General features: G+C 65.6%; 25 protein-coding genes and 1 pseudogene. 10 read left to right on the top strand and 16 right to left on the bottom strand.

The window, feature by feature from the left end:
* Window positions 1–33 precede the first annotated feature (33 nt).
* From ACOQPD_RS08350 to ACOQPD_RS08405, 12 genes are all read right to left on the bottom strand, one after another.
* Window positions 34–870, bottom strand: coding sequence for a 2-keto-4-pentenoate hydratase (locus ACOQPD_RS08350; protein ID WP_420611495.1), 837 nt, complete (start codon window positions 868–870; stop codon window positions 34–36).
* Window positions 867–1,655 carry a 2-keto-4-pentenoate hydratase gene (locus ACOQPD_RS08355; protein ID WP_420611496.1) on the bottom strand — a complete coding sequence of 263 codons (789 nt, stop codon included), beginning with the start codon at window positions 1,653–1,655 and terminating at the stop codon, window positions 867–869. Before ACOQPD_RS08355 ends, ACOQPD_RS08350 begins: the two co-directional genes overlap by 4 nt.
* A gap of 13 nt (window positions 1,656–1,668) precedes the next feature.
* The gene (gene dmpG / locus ACOQPD_RS08360; RefSeq protein WP_420611497.1) at window positions 1,669–2,697 is read right to left on the bottom strand and encodes a 4-hydroxy-2-oxovalerate aldolase; all 1,029 of its coding nucleotides are present in this window, start codon (window positions 2,695–2,697) and stop codon (window positions 1,669–1,671) included.
* Entirely contained in the window at window positions 2,694–3,581 is an 888-nt protein-coding gene (locus ACOQPD_RS08365; protein WP_420614372.1) for an acetaldehyde dehydrogenase (acetylating), read from the bottom strand. Before ACOQPD_RS08365 ends, dmpG begins: the two co-directional genes overlap by 4 nt.
* A 10-nt stretch (window positions 3,582–3,591) precedes the next feature.
* Window positions 3,592–4,359, bottom strand: a complete 768-nt coding sequence (locus ACOQPD_RS08370; RefSeq protein ID WP_420611498.1) for a 2-keto-4-pentenoate hydratase — start codon at window positions 4,357–4,359, stop codon at window positions 3,592–3,594.
* A gap of 129 nt (window positions 4,360–4,488) precedes the next feature.
* On the bottom strand, window positions 4,489–5,142 hold the full coding sequence (locus ACOQPD_RS08375) for an NYN domain-containing protein (RefSeq protein ID WP_420614373.1): 654 nt from the start codon (window positions 5,140–5,142) through the stop codon (window positions 4,489–4,491).
* A 173-nt stretch (window positions 5,143–5,315) separates the two neighbouring features.
* Window positions 5,316–5,675, bottom strand: a complete 360-nt coding sequence (locus tag ACOQPD_RS08380; protein WP_420611499.1) for a clan AA aspartic protease — start codon at window positions 5,673–5,675, stop codon at window positions 5,316–5,318.
* A 70-nt stretch (window positions 5,676–5,745) separates the two neighbouring features.
* Window positions 5,746–6,153 (bottom strand): putative toxin-antitoxin system toxin component, PIN family, encoded by a 408-nt coding sequence (locus ACOQPD_RS08385; protein WP_420614374.1) that lies wholly within the window; start codon window positions 6,151–6,153, stop codon window positions 5,746–5,748.
* A gap of 12 nt (window positions 6,154–6,165) precedes the next feature.
* Window positions 6,166–6,387, bottom strand: coding sequence for an AbrB/MazE/SpoVT family DNA-binding domain-containing protein (locus tag ACOQPD_RS08390; protein WP_420611500.1), 222 nt, complete (start codon window positions 6,385–6,387; stop codon window positions 6,166–6,168).
* A 107-nt stretch (window positions 6,388–6,494) separates the two neighbouring features.
* Window positions 6,495–7,688, bottom strand: coding sequence for an ISL3 family transposase (locus ACOQPD_RS08395; RefSeq protein ID WP_420611466.1), 1,194 nt, complete (start codon window positions 7,686–7,688; stop codon window positions 6,495–6,497).
* 269 nt (window positions 7,689–7,957) lie between these two features.
* The gene (locus tag ACOQPD_RS08400) at window positions 7,958–8,719 is read right to left on the bottom strand and encodes an IclR family transcriptional regulator (protein WP_420611501.1); all 762 of its coding nucleotides are present in this window, start codon (window positions 8,717–8,719) and stop codon (window positions 7,958–7,960) included.
* Window positions 8,716–9,384, bottom strand: coding sequence for a hypothetical protein (locus tag ACOQPD_RS08405; RefSeq protein WP_420611502.1), 669 nt, complete (start codon window positions 9,382–9,384; stop codon window positions 8,716–8,718). The genes ACOQPD_RS08400 and ACOQPD_RS08405 overlap by 4 nt, the downstream gene beginning before the upstream one ends.
* Before the next feature lie 112 nt (window positions 9,385–9,496).
* Here ACOQPD_RS08405 and ACOQPD_RS08410 point away from each other — a divergent pair, with 112 nt between their 5' ends.
* From ACOQPD_RS08410 to ACOQPD_RS08440, 7 genes are all read left to right on the top strand, one after another.
* Window positions 9,497–10,405, top strand: a complete 909-nt coding sequence (locus tag ACOQPD_RS08410) for a catechol 2,3-dioxygenase (RefSeq protein WP_420611503.1) — start codon at window positions 9,497–9,499, stop codon at window positions 10,403–10,405.
* A gap of 163 nt (window positions 10,406–10,568) precedes the next feature.
* Window positions 10,569–11,480 carry a catechol 2,3-dioxygenase gene (locus tag ACOQPD_RS08415; RefSeq protein WP_420611504.1) on the top strand — a complete coding sequence of 304 codons (912 nt, stop codon included), beginning with the start codon at window positions 10,569–10,571 and terminating at the stop codon, window positions 11,478–11,480.
* Window positions 11,477–12,544, top strand: coding sequence for a histidine phosphatase family protein (locus tag ACOQPD_RS08420; RefSeq protein WP_420611505.1), 1,068 nt, complete (start codon window positions 11,477–11,479; stop codon window positions 12,542–12,544). The genes ACOQPD_RS08415 and ACOQPD_RS08420 overlap by 4 nt, the downstream gene beginning before the upstream one ends.
* Window positions 12,537–13,721 carry a PEP/pyruvate-binding domain-containing protein gene (locus ACOQPD_RS08425; RefSeq protein ID WP_420611506.1) on the top strand — a complete coding sequence of 395 codons (1,185 nt, stop codon included), beginning with the start codon at window positions 12,537–12,539 and terminating at the stop codon, window positions 13,719–13,721. The genes ACOQPD_RS08420 and ACOQPD_RS08425 overlap by 8 nt, the downstream gene beginning before the upstream one ends.
* Window positions 13,722–13,803: 82 nt before the next feature.
* A complete protein-coding gene (locus ACOQPD_RS08430) occupies window positions 13,804–15,588 on the top strand; it encodes a PEP-utilizing enzyme (protein ID WP_420611507.1) in 1,785 nt (594 codons plus the stop codon).
* A gap of 64 nt (window positions 15,589–15,652) precedes the next feature.
* Complete coding sequence (locus ACOQPD_RS08435; RefSeq protein WP_420611508.1) at window positions 15,653–16,948, top strand: Rieske 2Fe-2S domain-containing protein; 1,296 nt, start codon at window positions 15,653–15,655, stop codon at window positions 16,946–16,948.
* Window positions 16,945–17,202 (top strand): hypothetical protein, encoded by a 258-nt coding sequence (locus ACOQPD_RS08440; protein ID WP_420611509.1) that lies wholly within the window; start codon window positions 16,945–16,947, stop codon window positions 17,200–17,202. The genes ACOQPD_RS08435 and ACOQPD_RS08440 overlap by 4 nt, the downstream gene beginning before the upstream one ends.
* A gap of 43 nt (window positions 17,203–17,245) precedes the next feature.
* Here the strand turns inward: ACOQPD_RS08440 and ACOQPD_RS08445 are convergent, their stop codons facing one another.
* The 4 genes from ACOQPD_RS08445 to ACOQPD_RS08460 form a co-directional block, all read right to left on the bottom strand.
* Window positions 17,246–17,959 (bottom strand): NYN domain-containing protein, encoded by a 714-nt coding sequence (locus ACOQPD_RS08445; RefSeq protein ID WP_420611510.1) that lies wholly within the window; start codon window positions 17,957–17,959, stop codon window positions 17,246–17,248.
* Window positions 17,960–18,032: 73 nt separating this feature from the next.
* Window positions 18,033–19,121 carry an acyltransferase family protein gene (locus ACOQPD_RS08450; protein ID WP_420611511.1) on the bottom strand — a complete coding sequence of 363 codons (1,089 nt, stop codon included), beginning with the start codon at window positions 19,119–19,121 and terminating at the stop codon, window positions 18,033–18,035.
* Between the two features lie 180 nt (window positions 19,122–19,301).
* Window positions 19,302–19,475, bottom strand: coding sequence for a hypothetical protein (locus tag ACOQPD_RS08455; RefSeq protein ID WP_420611512.1), 174 nt, complete (start codon window positions 19,473–19,475; stop codon window positions 19,302–19,304).
* Window positions 19,476–19,499: 24 nt separating this feature from the next.
* Window positions 19,500–20,042 (bottom strand): nitroreductase/quinone reductase family protein, encoded by a 543-nt coding sequence (locus tag ACOQPD_RS08460; RefSeq protein WP_420611513.1) that lies wholly within the window; start codon window positions 20,040–20,042, stop codon window positions 19,500–19,502.
* A 51-nt stretch (window positions 20,043–20,093) separates the two neighbouring features.
* Here ACOQPD_RS08460 and ACOQPD_RS08465 point away from each other — a divergent pair, with 51 nt between their 5' ends.
* From ACOQPD_RS08465 to ACOQPD_RS08475, 3 genes and pseudogenes are all read left to right on the top strand, one after another.
* Window positions 20,094–20,375, top strand: a complete 282-nt coding sequence (locus ACOQPD_RS08465; protein WP_420611515.1) for an ArsR/SmtB family transcription factor — start codon at window positions 20,094–20,096, stop codon at window positions 20,373–20,375.
* 2 nt (window positions 20,376–20,377) lie between these two features.
* Window positions 20,378–20,756 (top strand): annotated as a pseudogene (locus tag ACOQPD_RS08470) (VOC family protein).
* Between the two features lie 29 nt (window positions 20,757–20,785).
* Entirely contained in the window at window positions 20,786–21,184 is a 399-nt protein-coding gene (locus ACOQPD_RS08475; RefSeq protein ID WP_420611516.1) for a VOC family protein, read from the top strand.
* Window positions 21,185–21,436: the final 252 nt, after the last annotated feature.

The following is a 21,436-nucleotide window of genomic DNA, read 5'->3' on the forward strand; positions in this document are numbered from 1 at the left end:
GCGACTCCTCTCTGCTGTGCTGTTAGGGCGTGTTCACGCTGTGAGCGTTCGTTTGTTATCGCGGGTCTCGTGGACGCGCATCGAAGCGCTGCCCAGGCGATCCATCTCGACGAAGACGCTGGTTCCGGGCATGAGATCGATCGGACCTGTCAGGCCACCGGAGATGATCAGGTGGCCGGCCTCCAGCCCGCGGCCTGACGCGGCCAGCCGCCGCACCAGCCAGGCGACACTGGCCGCCGGATGGCCGAGGGCCGCCGCGCCGGACGAGGTCTGGAAGAGTTCTCCGTCCACCGTGACAACGACCCCCACCCTTGATAGGTCGAAGGCCGGCCTGGTGACCCGGCTGCCCAGCACCACCATCCCGGCGGACGAGTTGTCGGCGGTGTTGTCGAGGGCCCGGAACCGGAAGTCCACGAACCGGGAATCGACCACTTCGATAACCGGCATCACGTAGGCGGTGGCGGAAAGGACGTCCTCGGCCGACACGCCGGCGCCCTCCAGGTCCTCGCCGAGCACGAAGGCGATCTCCGGTTCCGCCTTCGGGTGGATCAATTCGCCCAGCGACACCCGCCCGTCCGAGACCACCATCGGGTCGGTGAGCCATCCGTAGTTGGGCGAGTCGACGCCCATGACCTGGCGCATGGCTGCCGAGGTGAATCCCATCTTGGCGCCCACCACCCGCTCACCGGCGGCCACGCGCAGGGCGACACCGTGATCGGCGATGGCGTAGGCGTCGGCTTCCGTGAGTCCGGGATGGTCGTCGGTCAGCCTGGTCGTGGGGGTACGGGTCCGGCGGGCATCGTCGAGCCGGCCTGCCAGCTCCTTGGCGGTACCCCGGTCGAGTCCCGGCGCCGGAACGGAGTTGCTCATGTCACGGACAGCTCGACCGAGCCGATCCGGCCGAAGGATGCGACCACCGAGTCACCAGGACCGATGGGCACCGCGCCGGTCAACGCGCCGGGCAGCACCAGCGAACCGGCGGGAAGGCCGTGGCCTCGCTCGGCCAGCTTCCGCACGAACCAGGCGACCGCCGCGGCCGGATGTCCCAGCACTGCGGCTCCCGCGGCGGTTCCCACGATCTCACCGTTCTTCTCGAACACGCATCCCACCAACGCCAGGTCGATGCTCCCGAGGGGTACGGGATTCCCGACCAGAAAGGCCCCGGCACTGCAATTGTCGGCGACCACGTCTGCCAGAGTGAAGGAGTATCCCGCGAAGCGGGAGTCGAGTATGTCCAGCGCCGGGGCCACAGCCGCCGTCGCCGACAGGACGTCATGGAGTCCCACCGGTCCTTCAAGGTCACACGAGGTGATCAGGGCGATCTCCGGCTCGGCGCGAGGCTGGATGAGGAGGCCGCTGTCGAGCGACTGGCCCGGGTCCAGGCGGTGCCGGTCGGTGAGCCATCCGTACAGCGCTTCCGAGACACCCATCTGCTCCTGCTTGGCCCTGCTCGTCAACCCCAGCTTGGCGGCGACGATGGTCTCCCCGGCCGCCTCGGCACGGGCCAGCACGGTGTCCTGGATGTCGTAGGCGGCGTCGACCGTGAACTCATGCTCGCCGGTCAGGGAGCTGATGGCCGTCCGGCTCTCGACGGCCAAGGCCAGCCTGACTGCGAAGCGCTCCACCAGGTCGCCGGCGGGTGCTGGGCGGATCATGACGGTTGCCTCCTCACGTAAGGGCGGGTTGCGCCGCCGCCGCCCGGTGCTGGAGTTCCATCGCCACGTCGATGATCATGTCCTCCTGGCCTCCCACCACCCGTCGCTCGCCCAATTCGAGCAGGATGTCCCTGGTCGGCACCCCGTACCTCTCGGCGGCCCGCTTGGCGTGGAGGAGGAACGACCCGTAGACGCCCGCGTAGCCCAGCAGCAGCCCGTCACCGTCGATAACCCCCTGCTCGGGCCGGATCGGACGAACCGCCCGGTCGGCCACCTCGATGAGCGAGATCGGGTCGATGTCCGTCTCCCAGCCGGTCTTCTCGCAGGCTGCCACCAGTACCTCGGTCGGGCAGTTCCCGGCACCGGCGCCCAGCCCGGTCATACACCCGTCGATCTGGTCCACCCCTTCCTCGAGGGCGGCCAGGGAGTTGGCAACCGCAAGCGAGAGGTTGTTGTGGGCGTGGATCCCCACCTGGCACGAGAGACCGGCCTTGAGGGTGGACACCCGGCGGCGGGCGTCGTCGATGGTCATCGCCCCGGCCGAGTCGACCGTGTAGACCACATCCGCTCCGTAGGACTCCATGAGCCGGGCTTGTCCGAGCAGCGCCTCCGGTTCGATCATGTGGGACATCATCAGGAAGCCCACCGCCTCCATGCCCAGCTCCTTGGCCAGAGCGATGTGCTGCTCGGAGATGTCGGCCTCGGTGCAATGGGTGGCGATACGGGCCACGCGAACGCCCATCCCGGCGGCCCGGCGCAGGTCGTCCTTCACCCCGATCCCGGGGAGCATCAGCACGGCGATCTTGGAGTTGGTAGCCGTCTCGACCGCGACCCGTACGAGGTTCATCTCGTCGGTGTGCGAGAACCCGTAGTTGAAGGACGATCCCCCAAGCCCGTCGCCGTGGGTGACCTCGATGACGGGTACCCCGGCCCCGTCCAGCCCGGCCACGACCCGCCGGACCTGGTCCTCGGTCAGCTGGTGGGCCACCGCGTGCGAGCCGTCCCGCAGGGTGGAGTCGGTGAGGCGGAACGCGGCGGTCATCGGGCGGCTGCCACGGCTTCGGCCACCCGCACGGCCGAGGCGGTCATGATGTCGAGATTGCCGGCGTAGGGAGGCAGGTAGTCGGCGGCACCCTCCACCTCGAGGAGCACCACCACCCGGGCCTTCACATCCCCTCCGGGGGTGCGGAACAGGTCCTCGTCGAACACGGGCTCGGCCTTGATCCGGTATCCGGGCACGTAGGAGGCCACGGTACGGACCATCTCCGTGATCGAGTCGGCTACCTCGTCACGGTCGTACCCGTCGCCCAGGGCGCAGAAGACGGTGTTGCGCATCAGTATGGGCGGATCGGCCGGATTGAGGATCATGATCGCCTTGCCGTGGTCGGCCCCTCCCACCTCGACCAGCGAAGCCGAAGTGGTCTTGGTGAACTCGTCGATGTTCTGCCGGGTGCCGGGGCCTGCCGACACCGACGACACCGTGGAGACGATCTCGGCATACGGGACCGGCGCCACGGCGGCCACCGCAGCCACGATGGGCGCCGTGGCCTGCCCGCCGCAGGTGATGAGGTTGAGATTGGGGACGTCGAGGTGGGCATCGAGGTTGACCGGAGGAACCACCAGAGGTCCCAGCTTGGCGGGGGTCAGGTCGATCGCCGTGAGCCCTACCTCCCGGTAGCGGGGAGCATTGAGCCGGTGAACCCAGGCGGAGGTGGCCTCGAACACCAGATCGAACCCGGCGGCATTCTCGATCAGCCAGTCCGCTCCCTCCGAGGTCGCCTCCACCCCTTCGGCCCTGGCGCGGGCCAGTCCCACGGAATCAGGGTCTATCCCAACCATGGCGCCGACTTCTAGGACCTCCGAACGGAGGAGTTTATAGAGCAGGTCGGTGCCGATATTCCCGCTGCCTACGACGGCGCAACGCATCCGGCCCAACTCAGGCCATCCTGAGGGCGACCGGGCCCAGACGGTCGAAATCGGCCCGCGCCACGTCCCCTGCTCGAACGTCCACCGCGGCGTGTAGCGAACCGGTCATGATGAACATCCCCTCCTCCAGGGTGACATCGTGGCGGGCGAGGGTGTTGGCCAACCATGCCAGGGCGGTCAGCGGGTTCCCCAGCGCGGCCGCGCCGGCGCCGGTCGCCACCACCGAACCGTTGAGCGAGAAGGTCATGCCCACCAGCCGCAGGTCGAAGTCGAGGGGCACGATCCGGCTGCTCATCACCACACCCCCGATGGAGGCCAGGTCGCTGATGGTGTCGGCCAGCTTGATCCGCCAGTCGGCGATCCGGGAGTCCACCACCTCGATGGCGGCCACCGCTCCGCCCACCGCCCGGGCCGCATCGAGGGTGGTCACCCCGGGACCCTTGAGAGGCCGGTCCAGGACCAGGGCGATCTCCGCCTCCGCCTTGGGCTGGATGAGGGCGGAGGTGTCCAGGTCGCCGTCGTGGACCATGGAGTGCAGGACCGGTCCGAAGTCCGGATCGGAGATACCCATCATCTCCTGCATGGCCTTGGAGGTCAGGCCGAGCTTGTAGCCGCATATCGAATCGCCATCGTCCAGAAGCATCGAGGCGAACCGGGTCTGGACGGCATAGGCGTCGTCCGCCGACATGTCCGGGTCGGTCTCCGTGAACGGATCTATGGGAAGGCGGTCCCTACGGGCTGCGTAGAGCGCTCGGGCCCGCTGCTCAGCAATCGTCATGGGGGCGTGGCTGTCCTCGGTCGCCGGTACGCGTGCGGGGATCACGGTACCCCTGTGACCCGCCCCGTTCTGCGGCATGTTCCCCTATGCGGTACAAGTCGACACCTACACGAGGGACCGGAGCGAAGGTCACCAGCCGGATGGTTTGGTAATGACCCCAACCTCGTCGGCCAGGGTGTCGGGGAACTGGCTCCTTCTCCGATGGCTCGTCCAGAGACGTTTGACGTAGGTGGCGGACGAGGCCAACGCTGACGGGCTTCGGTTCTTCCGGTCGGGGTTGACCAGGACGACGCGCAGGCCGAGTTCGTCTCTGACAGACCGCACGGCGGATGCGAAGTCCGCGTCGTTTGACACCACGACTGCCTGTTCGTAATCACCGTTGAAACCATCTACCAGGAGACGGGTGGCCAGGTTCACGTCGGAGCCCTTCTCCTCCATGTCGTTTACAAGAACGTGGGTAGGCATCCCTGGTAGTGGGCGCACGAGAGGGCGCTGCTTGACTCGGGGCCGCAAGATGCCGTAATAGGCCTGGAAGCCGGGCAAGGTTGCCAGTGCTCTCAGGTACGCCTGCTGCCGTTGGGGTTGAGCAGGATCGCCGGGTCTGGCTGTCAGGAGAGCCGTGAAATAACAAACCTTATGGATTGTTTCCTGAGGGAAAAGCGTCTCGGACAGCTTGCGGAGGTCCAGCCATCGGTACGGTGAGTCCTTCAGCGCCCTGTAGTAGAGGTTGAAACCGTCTATGTAAAAGTTGGTTCTCAGTTGCCCGGCTCCCTTACAAGACAGAGACCGCCCGAAGGCGGTCTCGGCCCTACCGCCGAAGCGATAGGGGGGGTATGGGCAAGGCTACCACAAGTGGCCGGACGAGACCTGCTTCGGGGGACGACTTCAAGACCGAAACAGCGACTTCGCCTTCGGTTCCGGTATGCCTGGCCGCACTCGGCAGAACGAAGAAATCCTCAGAGCCGGATCGCGGGGAGTCTCGTGAGCGTCTGGTTGACCGGATCCACGGCGATACCCAACGACCCCAGAGCGGTCACCCCGAGCAGCGGCTCTGCCTCTTCCTCCCCGAACACGATGGTCCCCCAGGTGGTCTCTCCCATGAACGCTATCTCTCCGCCGGTGACGTCCACCCTTACTTCGCCGCCGTCGGCCAAGGTATACCTACGCTTTCCTCTGGGAGTCAGGCCGATGGACTCCAGGTGCTGCCTCGGGACCAGGCAGTCGGTCGCCCCGGCGTCAACCAGGAAGAGCCCTTCCCAGACCCGCTCACGCTCGGCCGGGTTCCGTATGGCTACCGTTACGTGCGTCGCTCCCATTTCACACTCCCTTTTCCAATTCCGCCGCGCTTCGCATACGCACCGTCCCCTTGGAACTACTCGCCGCGACTCAGGTCAACATGGCCCTCGTCGCTTCGGGAGTGAGAATGGGGATGGAGAAAACGGGTGCCAGGGTGAGGAGGTCCTGGTCGCCGGTCACCAAGGCATCCGCCCGTCCTGCGGATGCGAGTTCAAGAAAGGGCCGATCATGGGGATCCCGGCAGTCCACAACAGCAGGGGGCCGGGACCAGGTGACGGTTTCGCACCAGGGCAGATAGTCTGCCAGCAGTTCCTCGCGTTCGGGGACGGAGAGGCGGAACTTCGGGTACGAGAGAACCCGGATCAGTTCAGTCGTCGTCTCCCGACTCGCCAGTGGCAGGGCGGCCTCTGATTGCCAGGCACCACGCAGCCAGGTCACCGATCCGGAGGGGAACAGCAGGGCGGATACTACGACGTTGGTGTCGAGCACCAGGCGCATGGGGGCTCGCACTCAAGATCGGCGGGCCCATGCTACGGCCTCGTTCACGTCGGATTCGGAGATACCGAGTTCGACCAGCTTTGCCCGTACGGCATCAGGGCGGGAGAGGCGTACCGGTGTCAGTATGACCCGACCCTTGTCGCTGGTCACGTCGAAGTAGTCGATACCTTCGAAGTCGGCCACAACAGCTTTGGGAAGGGTCAGTTGGTTCTTGGAGGTCAGTTTGGCAAGCATGGATCTCCCTGTCTTGGTAAGGATACCAGGATTCCTTACCTCCTTCCACCGGAAAGATTGAGGCTGCGCGATTTCGTGGGTTTTGGGTGCTGTAGCCGGTGTGGGGGTCATCTTACGAGGATGCCGCGGGCTGCGTAGTTGTCGGGGTTCGTGAACCCGTGAGCGACGCGTCGTAGGACTTGTAGGAGGTTGTTGATCCCTTCGATGGGTCCGTTGGTGACCCGTCGGGCGCTGTGGTAGGCCAAGATTTCTTCTCCCCAGGAAATGATCGTGTCCACAACGTCGTGGTATTCGGGGATCTGGCCGCTGTCGTAGAGGTCAGCGAACCGGGCGAGCGCCTGGTTGGCTCCTTGGAGGTCGTCGGCTTCGTAGATGCTGTAGAGCTCTTGGAGAGCATCCCACGCCGTCTTGAGCCGAGGGTAAGCCTCGAACAGTGTCTCCAGATGCTTGCGGTGGGCGTCGGTGAGATGGTCTTCTCTCCGCAGCAGGGTGAAGCGCGCTCGGAACAGGTCCGGCTCGAATGCTGGGGGTGTCTGGTCGGGGTCGCGGCGTTGGAGTTCTCGTCTTACCAGAGTCAAGCCTTCGGTGAACCAGCGAACCACATGGAAGCGATCCAGGACGTGGCGGGCGTCGGGCAGGTATTGGCTAATCGCAGCTTGGTAAGACCGTGAACCGTCTGTGACGACGATCTCCACCCCCTGGCACCAGTCCGGCCCCTGTTCCCTAAAGAACCTGCTCAGAGACCCTTTCGTGCGTCCTGGGATCATCGCCAACACCTGTTTGGTGTCCCCACACGCAACCACGGTCACATACCGGTGACGACGCCGAATCGACGTCTCGTCCACCAACAACACCCGACACGGCCGGACCCGACGCCGCTTCGCGACCCGAGCCGAATGGGCTCTCACCAACGCCATGATTCGATGCCAACCCACCCCATGACGGCGAGCCACCGCCCTAATCGACATCGCCCGGGCGTCCTCCACCAGCCGGCGAGAAAGCCGCCGGGTGAGACTCCCCTGAAACTGGTCATGCTCCTCGAGGTGCCGCTCCCCACAGTTGCCGCACACGAACCGCCGACGCCGCCACACCAGCGTCGTCCGCCGGCCCGACACCCCAAGGTCGCGGACCCGCTTGACCCGCCGATCCCACACCCGACGGCAGCGGAACCCGCAATACGGGCACCGCGACCACTCCCGAGACGACTCCACCTCCACCTCCAGGCGGTCAACCGTATCGACCGCCACACCCAGCACCCGAACACCACCCAACCACAAGCGAACGGACATAACATCAGACATCGAGGCCTCCTGGCATCGGCGAACTGGTACTTCACCGATTTCAGCGAGGCCTCACCCCCAAACCAAGGATTTCAGGCCCCCGCACCCACGTATTCGCGCAGGGCCGAAAGATTAACGAATGTGGTCGACTCTCCGGTCAGCGGCGGTATCCCATCTGGTGGGAGGCCACGCAGCCGCCTCCCGCACGGAGTGGATGAGACGCAGCAGGTCGGGACGGAGAAGGGCCGGGAGCATACCGCAGTTCGACGATGACAGCTGCCGGCTAGCGTCTACCTGCGATATCCGAGTTGATGGGAAGCTACCGCCGCCGCTTCCTGGACGGATCGGGTCAGAATGTGCATCTCCGAGCCGAGCCTCTGCTCCTCGCCGGCCACCGACATAGCGGCCACGACGGCACGGGCCCGGTCCCGGATCGGGGCGGACACCGAGATGACTCCCAACTCGGACTCCTCGAGGTTCCGGGCGTATCCGAGCCTCCGGACCTCCTCGAGTTGGTGGCGCAACACGGCGGGGTCGGTAATGGTGCGGGGGGTCTTTCGCTCCATCTTCCACCCGTCGAGGGTCCTGTCGAGCATTGCATCGTCCAGGTGGGCCAGCAGGCACTTGCCGGTGCTGGTGGAGTGGGCCGGTTGGCGCCGCCCCACTTTGATGAACAGGCGAAGCATGTGAGGTGAGTCGAGGCGCTCGATGTAGATGACTTCGCGATGATCCAGCACCCCGGCGTGGACCGTTCCGCCGGTCACGTCCTGGAGCCAGTTCATCGGCGGGGTCAGAGCGGCGTGCAGGTTCAGGCCGTTCACTGCGGTGTTGCCCAGGTCGTACATGGCCAGGCCGAGCCGGTACCGGGCGGTGCCCGGATCCTTCACCAGGAGCTGTTCTTCGGCGAGTGTGGTCACCAGCCGGTGAACGGTCGACTTGCCCAGGTCGAGCCGGCGGGACAACTCGGTCACCCCCATCTCCGGGCCGTGCGCCGAGATCTCCTTGAGCAGCCGGGCTGCGTTACGGACCGAAGACAGTGTGCGGGCGCTCACGCATCTCCCCTGAGGGCCGTGAGCAGGGCACGGCGCACCTCCTTGCGGTCACCGGCGCGCGAGGCCGCCTTCACGGAGTCACTCCACGGCGCCAGCGCGCACGCCACCAGGCCATGGGCACTGGTCAGCCCGGCGGCGTCGGCGGCGGCCAGCTCATCCACCAGCCCGGCGTCGCCGCCGGCGTGGGCGCGGATGGCCTCGTAGTCGCGAGCGGCGGCCAGATGGGCATTGGCCAGGCCGGTGCCGGCGTGGGTGGCGTGGTGGGAGGTCAGGTCCGAGCCGGGCCGGACCACCAGATGGTAATGATGACTACCGACTCCGATGACCCTCCGCACGCCCGCCGGATTTGCCCCCTCGGTTCCTTCGGCGCCTGCCAGCGCCGGGAGCACCACCGGGTCGAGAAAGCGGAGGGTCCACTCCATACCGTCCTGCTCCTGCTCCCATGCCACCTCCTGGCCGCGGGGAACCGCCAGGGACTGGCCGGTGGCGATCACATGCAGGTTGCGCGCCCCGGCCGCCACCACCGTGAACGGCGCCACCAACAGTTCCAGGCCGCCCTGAACAGCCGGGGGATGGGTCGAGGCCACCCGGAGATAGGCGGCGTGGACGTTACGGACGTAATCCGCCATGGAGGCGCGCAGGTCTTCGGGTCTCGGCCCGGTCATGCAGCCAACTCTAACCGTTCCGTTCCTACATGCGGAACAAGGATGTGGACGCGCGGCCGACCGCCGTAAGTTACGGATCGACCTCGAACAACGCGCGAAGGAGCGACCCCGGTTGGGCATTCTCCGGCTCAGTCATGTGGACATAACCGTGCCGGATCTCGATCTGGCCTCGGCCTACTACACGGATGTGATGGGGATGATCGAGGTGGAGCGGACCTCTGACCGGGCCTTCTTCAAGTGCTGGGACGAGGAGGATCATCACTCCCTGGCGGTCCGCTACGACCCCCGGGTGGGCATCGACCGCTTCTCGTTCAAGGTCGAGGACGACGATGACCTCGCCGACCTCGAAGCCAGGGTGGAGAAGTTCGGCTTCCGGGTCGATCGGGTCTCACGGGGTGAGGAAATAGGCCAGGGTGAGTCGATCCGCTTCGCCACCCCATCCGGCCACACCATGGAGCTCGTACGGGAGGTGGAGCAGGTAGGGGGCCTGCTTCCCAAGGTCAACCCGCCCCCGGTCCCTCTCGATCTCCCCGGCATCGCTCCTCCGCGCATGGATCACCTGCTGGTGACCGCCGAGGAGGTCGGGGAGGCCACCAGGTTCTACACCGACGTGCTCGGCTTCCGGATCACCGAGCAACTCCTAGACGGCGACGGCCATCAGATCGGTACCTGGCTGGAGCGCAGCCACTCGCCGCACGACCTGGCGGTGGTCTCGGGGCCCAACGGTGGGCTGCACCATTTCGCCTTCTGGCTGGACGCCTGGGATGACGTCCGCCGCTCGGCCGACATCCTCGCATACCACGCCGTCCAGATCGATGTCGGACCCACCCGGCACGGGATCACCCGGGGCAGCACCATCTACTTCTTCGACCCGATGGGGACCCGCAACGAGGTGTTCACCGGCGGTTACCGGCCCGATCCCGATTTCCCCACCATCACCTGGACGGAGGACAACATCGGCAAGGCCATCTTCTATTACGAGGGCGAGCTCAACGAGCGCTTCATGAAGGTGCACACCTAGTGGTCTGTCAGCGAAGCGCCAACCGCGCTCTACTTGCCAGCGACGCCCCTCGCTGCGGTCCGCCTCCTCAACGTACCGCTGCGGGTACGCCTTCGTCGGCGGGCCTTGCGAGGAACGCCGCTGCCGGCGCATACCACGCCGGCGCTCCACAGGCAGACCACTGATGGGCATCCTGCGCCTCTCCCACGTAGTGATCCGGGTCCCCGACATCGAGCTGGCCACGGCCTACTACTCGGAGGTGGTGGGGCTGATCGAGACGGCACGGGAGCCGGAGCGGGTCTACATGAAGTGCTGGGACGAGCACCAGCACCACAGCGTGGTCCTCGAGTATGCGCCCACCTACGGCCTCGAGAGGTTCGGGTTCAAGGTGGAGCACGAGTCCGACCTGGACGACCTGTCCACCCGCATCGAAGCGGCCGGGATCCCTACCAAGCGGTTCGAACCCGGCGAACTGTGCCCGGGCGCAGGCGCGACCGTGCAGTTCGTGGCCCCTTCCGGCCACACCACCGAGTTGGTCTGGGGGATGGCACAGGTCGGGAACATGCTCCCCCTCACCAACCCCCCGCCCGAGCCGCTGGGCCTGGTCGGCATCCACCCGCCCCGCCTGGATCACATCTTCCTGATGTGCGAGGACGTGGACGAGACCACCGCGTTCTACACGGATGTGCTCGAATTCCGCCTGACGGAGCAGATCCTGGCGGACGACGGCCACCAGCTGGTCACCTTCCTGGAACGCACCCACACGCCTCACGACATCGCCTTCATAACGGGACCCAACCGGGCCTTCCACCACATGGCCTTCTGGTTGGACGACTGGAACGAGGTCCGCAAGGCGGCCGACATATGCTCCTACCACGGCATTCCCATCGACGCCGGCCCCACCCGTCACGGTGCCACCCGTGGCCACGGCCTGTACTTCTTCGACCCGGCGGGCAACCGCAACGAGGTCTACACGGGCGGCTACTGGGCCGACCCGGATCGCGAACCGGTTACGTGGACCGAGGCCGAGATCGGCCGGGCCGTGTTCTACTACGAAGGGGTGATCGACCACCGCTTCATGACGGTGCACTCGTGAGCGGCCGGCGTCCCGACCTGCCGCGCACCGAGCGGGACGAGGCGCCCATGTACCTGGCCCGCTATCTCGAGCGGGCTGCGAGAGCCGGAGAAGCCGAGGAGGAGAGCGACGAGGGCAGTCCCCTCTACCTGCGCCGCTTCCGGCAGCGCCGGGCCGCCAACGTGATCACCGCTCCCCTTCCGCCACTGTGGGAACGGTCCGACCATGGCATGCAGATGGTCCTCAGCGAGGACAACCGCAACAAGGAGATAGGAGCGCCGCCACAGGCCACCCGCCCGGTCGTCAACGACGTCTACCTCGTCCGGCACGCCGAGACCCAGGGGTACTCGACGGAGGCCGGTATCACGCCGCTGGGCGCCTGGCAGGCGCGGTCCGTGGGCCACACCCTCGCCCGGCGGGTCGGGACGGGCGAGAAGATCGTGCTCGCCCACGCCGCCACCAACCGGGCCGGACAGACCATCGAGCAGCTACACCGGGCCGTTCTGGACGGGATCGAGCTGTTCGAGAAGGATGTCAAGGTGGTCGACCCCAGGCCCTACGAGGAGTTTCGCAACTTCATGGTCGCCACTCCCGACGGCATCATGGACGTGACCTCGGCCTTCCGCCTCTACTACTCGGTGCTGGAGCGCTTCGAGCGGACCGCGCTGGGCGACCGGCCGGCCTGGCTGGTCGAGATCGATCGGTTCTGGCGCACCCAGCAGGGCGGAGGCGATCCGATCCAGCACTGGCTCACGATCCCCATGCTGCACTTCGAACCCCCTGCGCTATGCGTGCGCCGCTTCTGGACAGGGATCAGATCCCTTGCCGCGGCCGATCCCGGGGCCCGCATCGTCATCACCACCCACTCGGGGCCGATCCGCGCCTTCGCCATCTGGGCCTTCGGCTATGACCCCGGCGAGCCGTACAACACGGAGCACGTGAGGGTGAAGCTGATGGAGGGCGGGCGGGAAGCCCTGGTGGTCTACCGCAACCGGGTCCAGGAGGTGATGGTTCCCGAGATCGGAGACCTTCCCACCTGGTCGCTCGACGAGCAGTGGACGCCGCCGGAAGCCGAGAATGTGTGATGCCTGCCCAACCGTCAGCCCGGATGCCAACCTGCCCGATGCGGCGCCGACCCCCGAGCGGGAGCCCTTCATGAGCAACCGGTTCATCGTCTGGTTCAACGACTACCGGCCCGAGGACAGGCCCAGGGTCGGAGGCAAGAACGCCGGACTGGGCGAGATGATCCATGCCGACCTGCCCGTCCCGCCGGGGTTCGCCGTCACCACCGATGGTTTCGAGACCATCCGGAACCATCCGCGGGCGGTGGAGGAGGTCCGGGAACTCCTGGCCGCCGTCGAGTTCGGAGATCCACCCGGAATCCGGAGGCTGTCCAGGAAGATCCGTTCTGTGATCGAGGCCCTACCCATGGCGGCGGACGTCGAGGAGTCGATCCGGTCGGCCTATGCGCAACTGTGCGGACGCTGCAACCACGACGACGTGCCTGTAGCGGTGCGATCCAGCGCCACCGCCGAGGATCTGCCGGACGCCAGCTTCGCCGGCCAGCAGGACACCTTTCTGTGGATCCGGGGCACCGACTCCGTCGTCGAGCATGTCAAGCGGTGCTGGTCGTCCCTCTTCACCGACCGGGCCATGTCGTACCGCCACGAGATGGGACACGACCACGAGGTCGTGTCGATGTCGGTGGCCGTGCAGCAGATGGTCGATCCCAAGTCGGCCGGGGTGGCATTCACGCTCGATCCGGCCACCGGTGACCGGTCCCAGGTCGCCATCGAGTCCTCTTGGGGCCTCGGTGAGGCGGTGGTGTCGGGAGAGGTGACACCTGACAACTTCCTGGTGGACAAGGTGATCCTGGAGATCCATTCGCGCACCATCTCACCCAAGCACGCCGAGTTGGTGATGCGGGCCGACGGGAACGGCGTGGAATGGCACGACGTCACGGCCGAGAGGCAGCAGGCTCCGTCGGTCAGCGATGCCGAACTGCTCGAGATCACCCGGATGGCGAAGGCCGCGGAGCGGTACTTCGGCGCACCCCAGGACGTCGAGTGGGCCGTGGACCGCCACCTCCCCGAGGGACGTAACGTCGTGATGCTCCAGAGCAGGCCCGAGACGGTGTGGAGCCGCAAAGCGCCCCGCCAGGTGTCCGACCCCGGCTCGGGTTTCATGGACAGCATCGTGTCGACCCTGCTCTCCCCGGTACACACCCGGGGGGGCGTACCCGCCGACGACGGGGAGGCCTGACAGGACCGGAGAAATGCGAGGAGTCGGACATAACCGGCACCCAGGACCACGCAAGCATCCAGACAGAAAAGGAGACCCCCAAATGGCCAACCGTTTCCCGAGCCCGTTCGAGGCGGAGACCCCACCCGGCGCCGAAGGATGGGAAGACCTCTACACATATTCGCTCCCGTTCTCCGAGGATCGGCGGGACTACGAGGAGGCCACCTTCTGGTTCCAGGACAGCATCCACTGGGCCGAGCCGCTCACACCGTGGGATGCCACCTGGTACGAGTACGCGATCGCGGCGCTGTCCCAGTACAACACGCGCCACTACCTGATCCCTCCCGCGCTTGGGATCGACTACCGGGTGCTGAACGGCTACGCGTACCTGACTCCGGTACCGGTTCTGGACGGCGCCGAGATCGAGGCCCGCGTGCCGCAGTTCATGGAGCGGGCCGGTTTCTACTTCATGAACTGGGGCGACCTCTACGACAAGTGGCTGGTCAAGATGAAGGATCTGATCGCCGAGATGGAGGCCATCAGTTTCTCGCCCCTTCCCGAGAAGGAGGACTTGGAAGTCATCACCGAGGGTCACGGGACCGGCTCCGGCCTCACCATCCAGGAGGAGTACCGGGGGCTGCTGAACCTCGGCCTCAAGCTGTGGCACTACCACTTCGAGTTCCTCAACCTGGGCTACGCCGCCTACCTGGACTACTTCGGGTTCTGCAAGCAGGCCTTCCCCAACATCCCCGACCTGGCCATCGCCCGGATGGTCGCCGGAGTCGAGGTGGACCTGTTCCGGCCGGACGAGGAGCTCAAGACCCTGGCCGCCATCGTGGTGGACAACGGCCTGGAGGGTCAGCTCGCCGGAGGCCTGGCCGCCCTCGAGGGCACGCCGTTCATGGACCACTGGAACTCGGTCAAGCATCCCTGGTTCAACTACTCGGCGGGCAACGGCTTCTACCACAGCGACAAGGTCTGGATCGAGCATCCCGAGATCCCGCTGGGGTTCGTGGCGGGCTACGTGGAGCGCATCAAGGCGGGCGAGGACATCTCCCGTCCGATCGAGAGGATCCGTGAGGAGCGCGACCGGATCGTGGAGGAGTACACGGCGTTGCTCTCCTCGGACGAGGACCGCGAGGCCTTCCAGGGCAAGCTGGGCCTGGCCAGGGTGGTCTTCCCCTACGTGGAGAACCACAACTTCTACGTGGAGCACTGGAGCCACTCCGTGATGTTCCGCAAGATGAAGGAGCTGGGAGACGTGTTCGTCAAGGAAGGCTTCCTCGCCTCCCGAGATGACGTCTTCTACATGAAGCGCGACGAGGTGAACGAGGCTCTCTGGGACATGTACTCGGCATGGGCGGTGGGCACGTCGCCCCGCGGCCCGGTCTACTGGCCACGCGAGGTGGCGCGGCGCAAGGGAATCGTCGACGCCCTCCGGCAGTGGACGCCTTCGCCCGCACTGGGCGAGCCGCCCGAGGTGGTCACCGAGCCGTTCACGATCATGCTGTGGGGTATCACCTCCGAGAGCATCGGGATGTGGCTGGGCGCCGGGGACGACGCCGATGGCGGCCTCCGAGGGTTCGCTGCCTCACCGGGCGTGGCGGAAGGCCCGGCCAGGGTCATCATGTCGGCGGACGACATCGGCCAGCTGCAGGACGGTGAGATCCTGGTGGCGCCGATCACCGCCCCGAGCTGGGCGCCTGCTTTCGGCACCATCGGCGCCGCGGTCACCGACATCGGAGGGATGATGTCTCACGCCGCCATCGTGTGCCGGGAGTACGGCCTGCCGGCCGTCACCGGAACCGCGTTCGGCACCAGGGACATCGAGACCGGAACGATGCTGCGGGTGGACGGCAGCTCCGGCACCGTGACGGTGCTCGACTGACCGCCGTGGGCGGTCCCGCCCCACCCCTAGCCCGCATCCGTACAGAAGCAAAGGAGAGAGGCGAATGCTTTCCAAGGAGCAGAACGAGCGGCTGACCCGGGTAGGCCCCGGTACCCCGATGGGGGACCTGTTGCGCCGCTACTGGTACCCGGTCGCCTTCGCGCGCGAGCTGGAGGACTGGCCGATCCGCAAGGTGCGCCTGCTGGGCGAGGACTTCGCCCTGTGGCGCACCCCCGAGGGCGGCTACGGCATCATCCAGGAAAGCTGCCCGCACCGGGCCGCCTCTCTCCTCTACGGCGTGGTCGAGGTGGACGGGCTGCGGTGCGGCTACCACGGGTGGAAGTTCGACGAGGGCGGCAACTGCCTGGATCAGCCCGCCGAGCCCGGCAAGTCGGCCTTCATGCGGCATGTCAAGGCGTTCGCCGGCAAGGCGGAGGCGCTGGGAGGGATGGTCTGGGCGTACATCGGCCCCGACCCGGCCCCCGAGCTGCCCCGCTTCGACGTGTTCGTCGATCCGGGATTCATCGATGTCGGCCATTCCATGTTGCCTTGCAACTGGCTCCAGATCATGGAGAACTCGGTCGATCCCCACCATGTCGAGTACCTCCACGGGCGGTACTTCGAGTTCCTAGGCTCCCAGCAGGGATTCGTGGCGCCCAAGTCGTTCCAGAAGAAACACCTCAAGGTGGGATTCGACGCCATGGAGTGGGGCATCCTGAAGCGGCGGGTGCTCGAGGGCCACACCGAGGAGGACGACGACTGGGCGATCGGCCATCCGCTCGTGTTCCCGCACTCCATGCGGGTGGGAGGCGCCGGGATCGACCAGATGCAGATCCGGGTGCCGATCGATGACACCACCACCTGGGCGATGTTCTACTCGAACCACCATCCGGAGGGTTTGGACCACTATCCGGAGCAGATCTACCCCGTGGACTACGAGTACCAGTGGATGGACGACAAGGGCCGTCACATCGTGGACTACATCGAGGGTCAGGACGTGATGGCCTGGGTGAGCCAGGGCGCCATCAACGACCGGACCTCCGAGCACATCGGCAAGTCGGACATCGGGGTGATCATGCTTCGGCGCATGTTCAAGGCCCAGATGGCGCGGGTGGAGGCCGGCGAGGACCCGACGGTGGGCTTCACCCGCACCCCGCACCAACGGATCGAGCTTCCCTGCGAGAAGAAGAAGTTCGGCGCCAGCATCGACTTCGCCCTGGCCTGGCTGGACATGGGCTCGACCAGGTATTCCCCCGCGCTGGACACCCTCCGCAAGATCCATCTCGAGGCGGCCCGGGTTCGCGGCGAGACGCCCAGCGCCGATGAGTACGCCACCGCGCAACACGTGGGGATCTATTGACGGATCCCGGAGCCTCGGACCCGGGAACGCGGGTCTCCGGCGCCCACTGGTGGGATCCCGACCGGGCCAGCCACCTGGCCGACCGGCCCCGCTTCTGTCCCAACTGCGGGAAGGGGGTGACCGGAACCGAAGGAATCTCAGTCGAGTACTGGGAGGCCGACCGCCGGGTCTTCCACACCTGGTGCAACACCTGCGGCTGGTCCGGCAACATAGTCCGCGTCGAGCGAATGGTCGGCCACGAACCCGAACACTGACCCCGGCTGTCGATGAAGACTTATCCGCCGAGGTAATGCTCCGTCAACTCAACTTCACAAGGAGATTCCCGCTAGCGGCCTTCGATTTTCTTGTCTCGAAGAGTTCGGGGTGGGACTTGATCAGCAGGGATAGTTGCTTGTATCCGTAGCTGCGAGAGTCGAAGGCGGGATCCAGCTTGCGTATGTTGGTGCCGACAACCCCGAGCGAGGCCCATCCATCATCCTGTATGGCCATCTCGATGGCCTGTTCCACTGTCGGGGTCCACTCCGGTCCATCCGACTTCCGAGCCTTGGGTTCACGCTCCGCCGACCGATCAAGATTCTCCGTGTGGACAAAGATCTCGCATGCCTTCACGAAGGGCTCGGGTGTCTGAGCCTGCCCGATACCCATCACGAATAGACCCTGCTCACGGATGCGGGTAGCCAGCCGTGTGTAGTCGCTATCGCTGGAGACGATACAGAACCCGTCGACGGTCCCTTCGTGTAGTAGATCCATCGCATCGATTATCAGAGCACTGTCGGTGGAGTTCTTGCCGACCGTGTAACGGAACTGCTGGATAGGTTGGATCGCGGAGGTATGAAGGCTGTCTTTCCAACCCTTCATCTGCGGCAGGGTCCAATCACCGTAGATGCGCCTCGTGGTGACGATCCCGTACTTGGCGATCTCAGCAAGGATGCGATCGATCAGGGATGGCTGCGCATTGTCGCCGTCCACCAGCATGGCGATACGACGGGACGTTGAGGTCGGTAACTCCATCTACGTACGACCTGATTCCATCGGATGCCTTCCCTCTACTCGCACTCTAACCCCCGATAAACGATCGTACGGGTTAGTCGGCCGGCCTCGGTGTGGCGGGCAGGTTGGGTCGTCTGGTCACGCGATAAAGGGCGAGGAGGGGCCAGGTGGCCAGGGCGGGGCCGATGAGCCAGATGGGCCTGGTGAGCCACCATTCGAGCGTGGGTTCGGGGGGTGGTACGTAGCCGAAGCCGAACAGGATGGCCACCACGACTGCCATTCCGGTGGAGTGGAACAGGTAGAGGGGCATCGCATGCTCGTTGATCCAGCCGACTACTCGCTGCGCCAGCGAGCCCCTTTCCAGCCACGCCAGCACCGTGGGGCGAATCACCAGAACCAGTCCCACTTGCAGGAACGTGAGGGCCACGATCGCCAATGTCGGCGGCCCCATGTTCGAGAACCTCTCTCCCGGCACACCGACCAGGGACCGCGGGTAGAAGCCCATGTTGGTAAGCGCGATCAGGAAGAAGAGGCCGGCCCAGAACAACATCCACCCGATACGGCGCGGCGCCGCCACCAGACGCTCGTAGAAGAAACCGAGCTGGTGGGCCAGTCCCCAGATGACCAGGAAGTTGGCCCACGCGGCCCAGCCCTGTCCGTGGACGAAGCGCAGTACATCCAGCACCGCGGCCAGGCCCAGCAGCCAGACGGGCACTACCTCGCCCCAGCGCCAATGGGCCCGGATCGCCAACGGAGCGATAAGTACCAGCACCACGTACACGACCAGGAACCACAGCGGCGACAGCACCAGGATCACCGCCGGCCAAGTCCACGCCGGGTCGATCGTGATTTCGAGCACCGACCCGATCGCCAACCAGACCGCTATCAACCCGAGGGCGGGCCCCAGCAGCCTCCCCATCCGCCGCTTCAGGAACCGCCGGGATGTCCCCTTCGTGTAGTTGCGGAACGACCGATGGTGGGTGTACCCGCCGACGAAGAAGAACACCGGCATGACCTGCAGCACCCATGTGGCCACCCACAGACCGCGCGTGGATCCGATCGGGTTGGAAGGGGAAACCGTCTCGGGTGACACCACCAGGATCGTGAACACCCAGTGCCATATCACTACCACCACCAGCGAGATCGACCGCAGAAGGTCTACGTACTGATCCCGATAAGCCATACACACGGGAGCCTACCCACGGGGCACTTCACCATTCGGCCCAGCTCACGGTGAGCCAGGTGTCACATCAGTGCCATGTGGTTAATAGCGGAGAGGAGCGGACTACGCGGACGCCTCAGTGCGGATGATGCTCAAAAGCGGGACCCTGCTTCGGGTCTGCTACGGCGCTACTGGCGGTTCTCAGAAGACCTGGACTTCGACTGGATCCACGCCGACGACACCAAACCAGCCATACAGATCGAGGTTGGTGTCGCCCTCCACGAACAACACGTCACCCTTGGCGTACTCGACCACCCGCCCGGGTGGCCGGAGCATATCGAACGATCTGGTCAGCAGTGAGGCTGGTGTACGCAACGTCGTCGGGTGTGTCCGACATACCTACGCCCCTGCCTGGGCGGGCTCGAGGATGACGACGGTGGTTCCATTCGTACGGCGGACTGCGAACTCGTCAAGCTTTCGGTTCACCTCGGTCCATCGTTGCCAGAGGCGGTGTTGTTCCTCTTCGGTCGCCGGACGCGCGATCACATCACGATCGTCATCGACAAGCTCTACGTGCGCCTCCGGGTTGGCCTGGAGGTTCAGCCACCACGCAGGCTCAGCAGGATCCCAGCCGTTCATGGCCATGGTCACCAGGTTGGGGCCGTCCTCGACGTAGGCCAGCATCACCGCGCGCTTCTGTCCAGAACGGCGTCCGATAGCCGTCAGATGCATTAAGCCGTATTGATCGGGCCTCGGCCGACGGAGCCCCAGCCTCCCACCCGTGAGCCGGTACAGCTCAGCATGAATCCACCAAGCGAGACGAACAAACCAACGCGGTGGCATCCAGTGTGCCTTCTCGCTCCTCGGTTCCGTCATGTGCCATACCTCCGTCGAGAACCTGAGCCGGTCGGCCAGGCCATCCGGGCGTAGAGGCACTACCATAGGCAAGTCCCGACTTGTATGCAAGTGTGAACTTGCCTATGATGTCCAGTCGTGGCCGATGTCTTCGATGCGCTCAACGCACCGGCCCGCCGGGCGATCTTGGACGTCCTGGTCGCTCGGGACGACCAAACCCTGTTCGAGATTTGCGGCCGCCTCGCGGCCGACCATGACATCAGACTCAGCCGGCAAGCGATCTCGCAGCACCTCGCCGTTCTCGAAGACGCGCAACTCGTTCGCAGCCGGCGAGACGGTCGCTACAAGTTCCATACCATCGACACAGCTCCGCTGCGAGCGGCGATGGCCCGATGGCTCAACGAGGAGACCAACCCATGACCATCCGCCTTCACGTGACCAGCGTCTTCGTTGACGATCAGGACAAAGCACTCCGCTTCTACACCGAGGTGCTCGGCTTCGAACCGCGCACCGACGAGCCGATCGGGAATGGCGAGCGATGGCTCACCGTCGGCGAAGGGACAAGACGTTGAACTGCTCCTCGAACCATCCGGTCATCCCGCCGTCGCGCCGTACCGCGACGCCCTGGTCGCCGACGGGATCCCGCTGGCGCCCTTCGCCGCCGACGACGTCCAATCCGAGTACGAGCGCCTCCGCGCCGCCGGGGTGACCTTCACCCAGCACCCGACGACGATGGGACCGGTCACGACCGCGGTTCTCGACGATGGCTGCGGCAACCTCATCCAACTCGTCGCGCACTGACATCGATCCTTACGAGAGGAAGAATCACCATGGCCAAGTCAATCGACTTCCACATCCTGTTCCAGAACGGACAGGCGAAACAGGCTTTGGAGCGCTACGGCGAAGTCTTCGACGACTACACGCTCGATCGCCTCGACCTCTACCAAGGCGACGGCGACGGGCCGGCCGGCCAGGTGAAGATTGCCGACTTCCGGGTGCTCGGCAGGCGATTCGTCTGCATCGACTCCCCGATCCAGCACGAGTGGGACATGACACCTGGCATCGCGCCGTTCATTGAATGTGACGACGACCCCGAACTCGAGCGACTCTTCGATGCGCTCGCCGACGGCGGGACGGTCCACATGCCCGTCGGCAGCTACGGGTTCGGACGGCGCTTCGGCTGGGTCGAGGACCGATTCGGCGTGTCCTGGCTCCTGAACATCACCTGACCGAAGCCCCTCGTCTGCTCGCCCTCGCAGCGGCCAGCACCAGGCTTAGACATCTGAGCTCCCAAGGATGTCCAGGTCGCGCAGCAGCTTCACATAGGTGTTCTCCGACACCGCTCGCCCGGTGACCGGCGAGGGTGCCACGCTTGGGGCTCCGGTAACTAGCGTTCGTTTGCTATCGCGGGTCCCGTGGTCGGTCTGTGTGGCGGTGGTGGGATATGGCGCCGCCAGCGGCGTCTATGGCAAGGACTGCTG

The sequence above is a fragment of the Candidatus Spongiisocius sp. genome, from assembly GCF_965221825.1.
In the GTDB taxonomy this organism is placed as follows: domain Bacteria; phylum Actinomycetota; class Acidimicrobiia; order Spongiisociales; family Spongiisociaceae; genus Spongiisocius.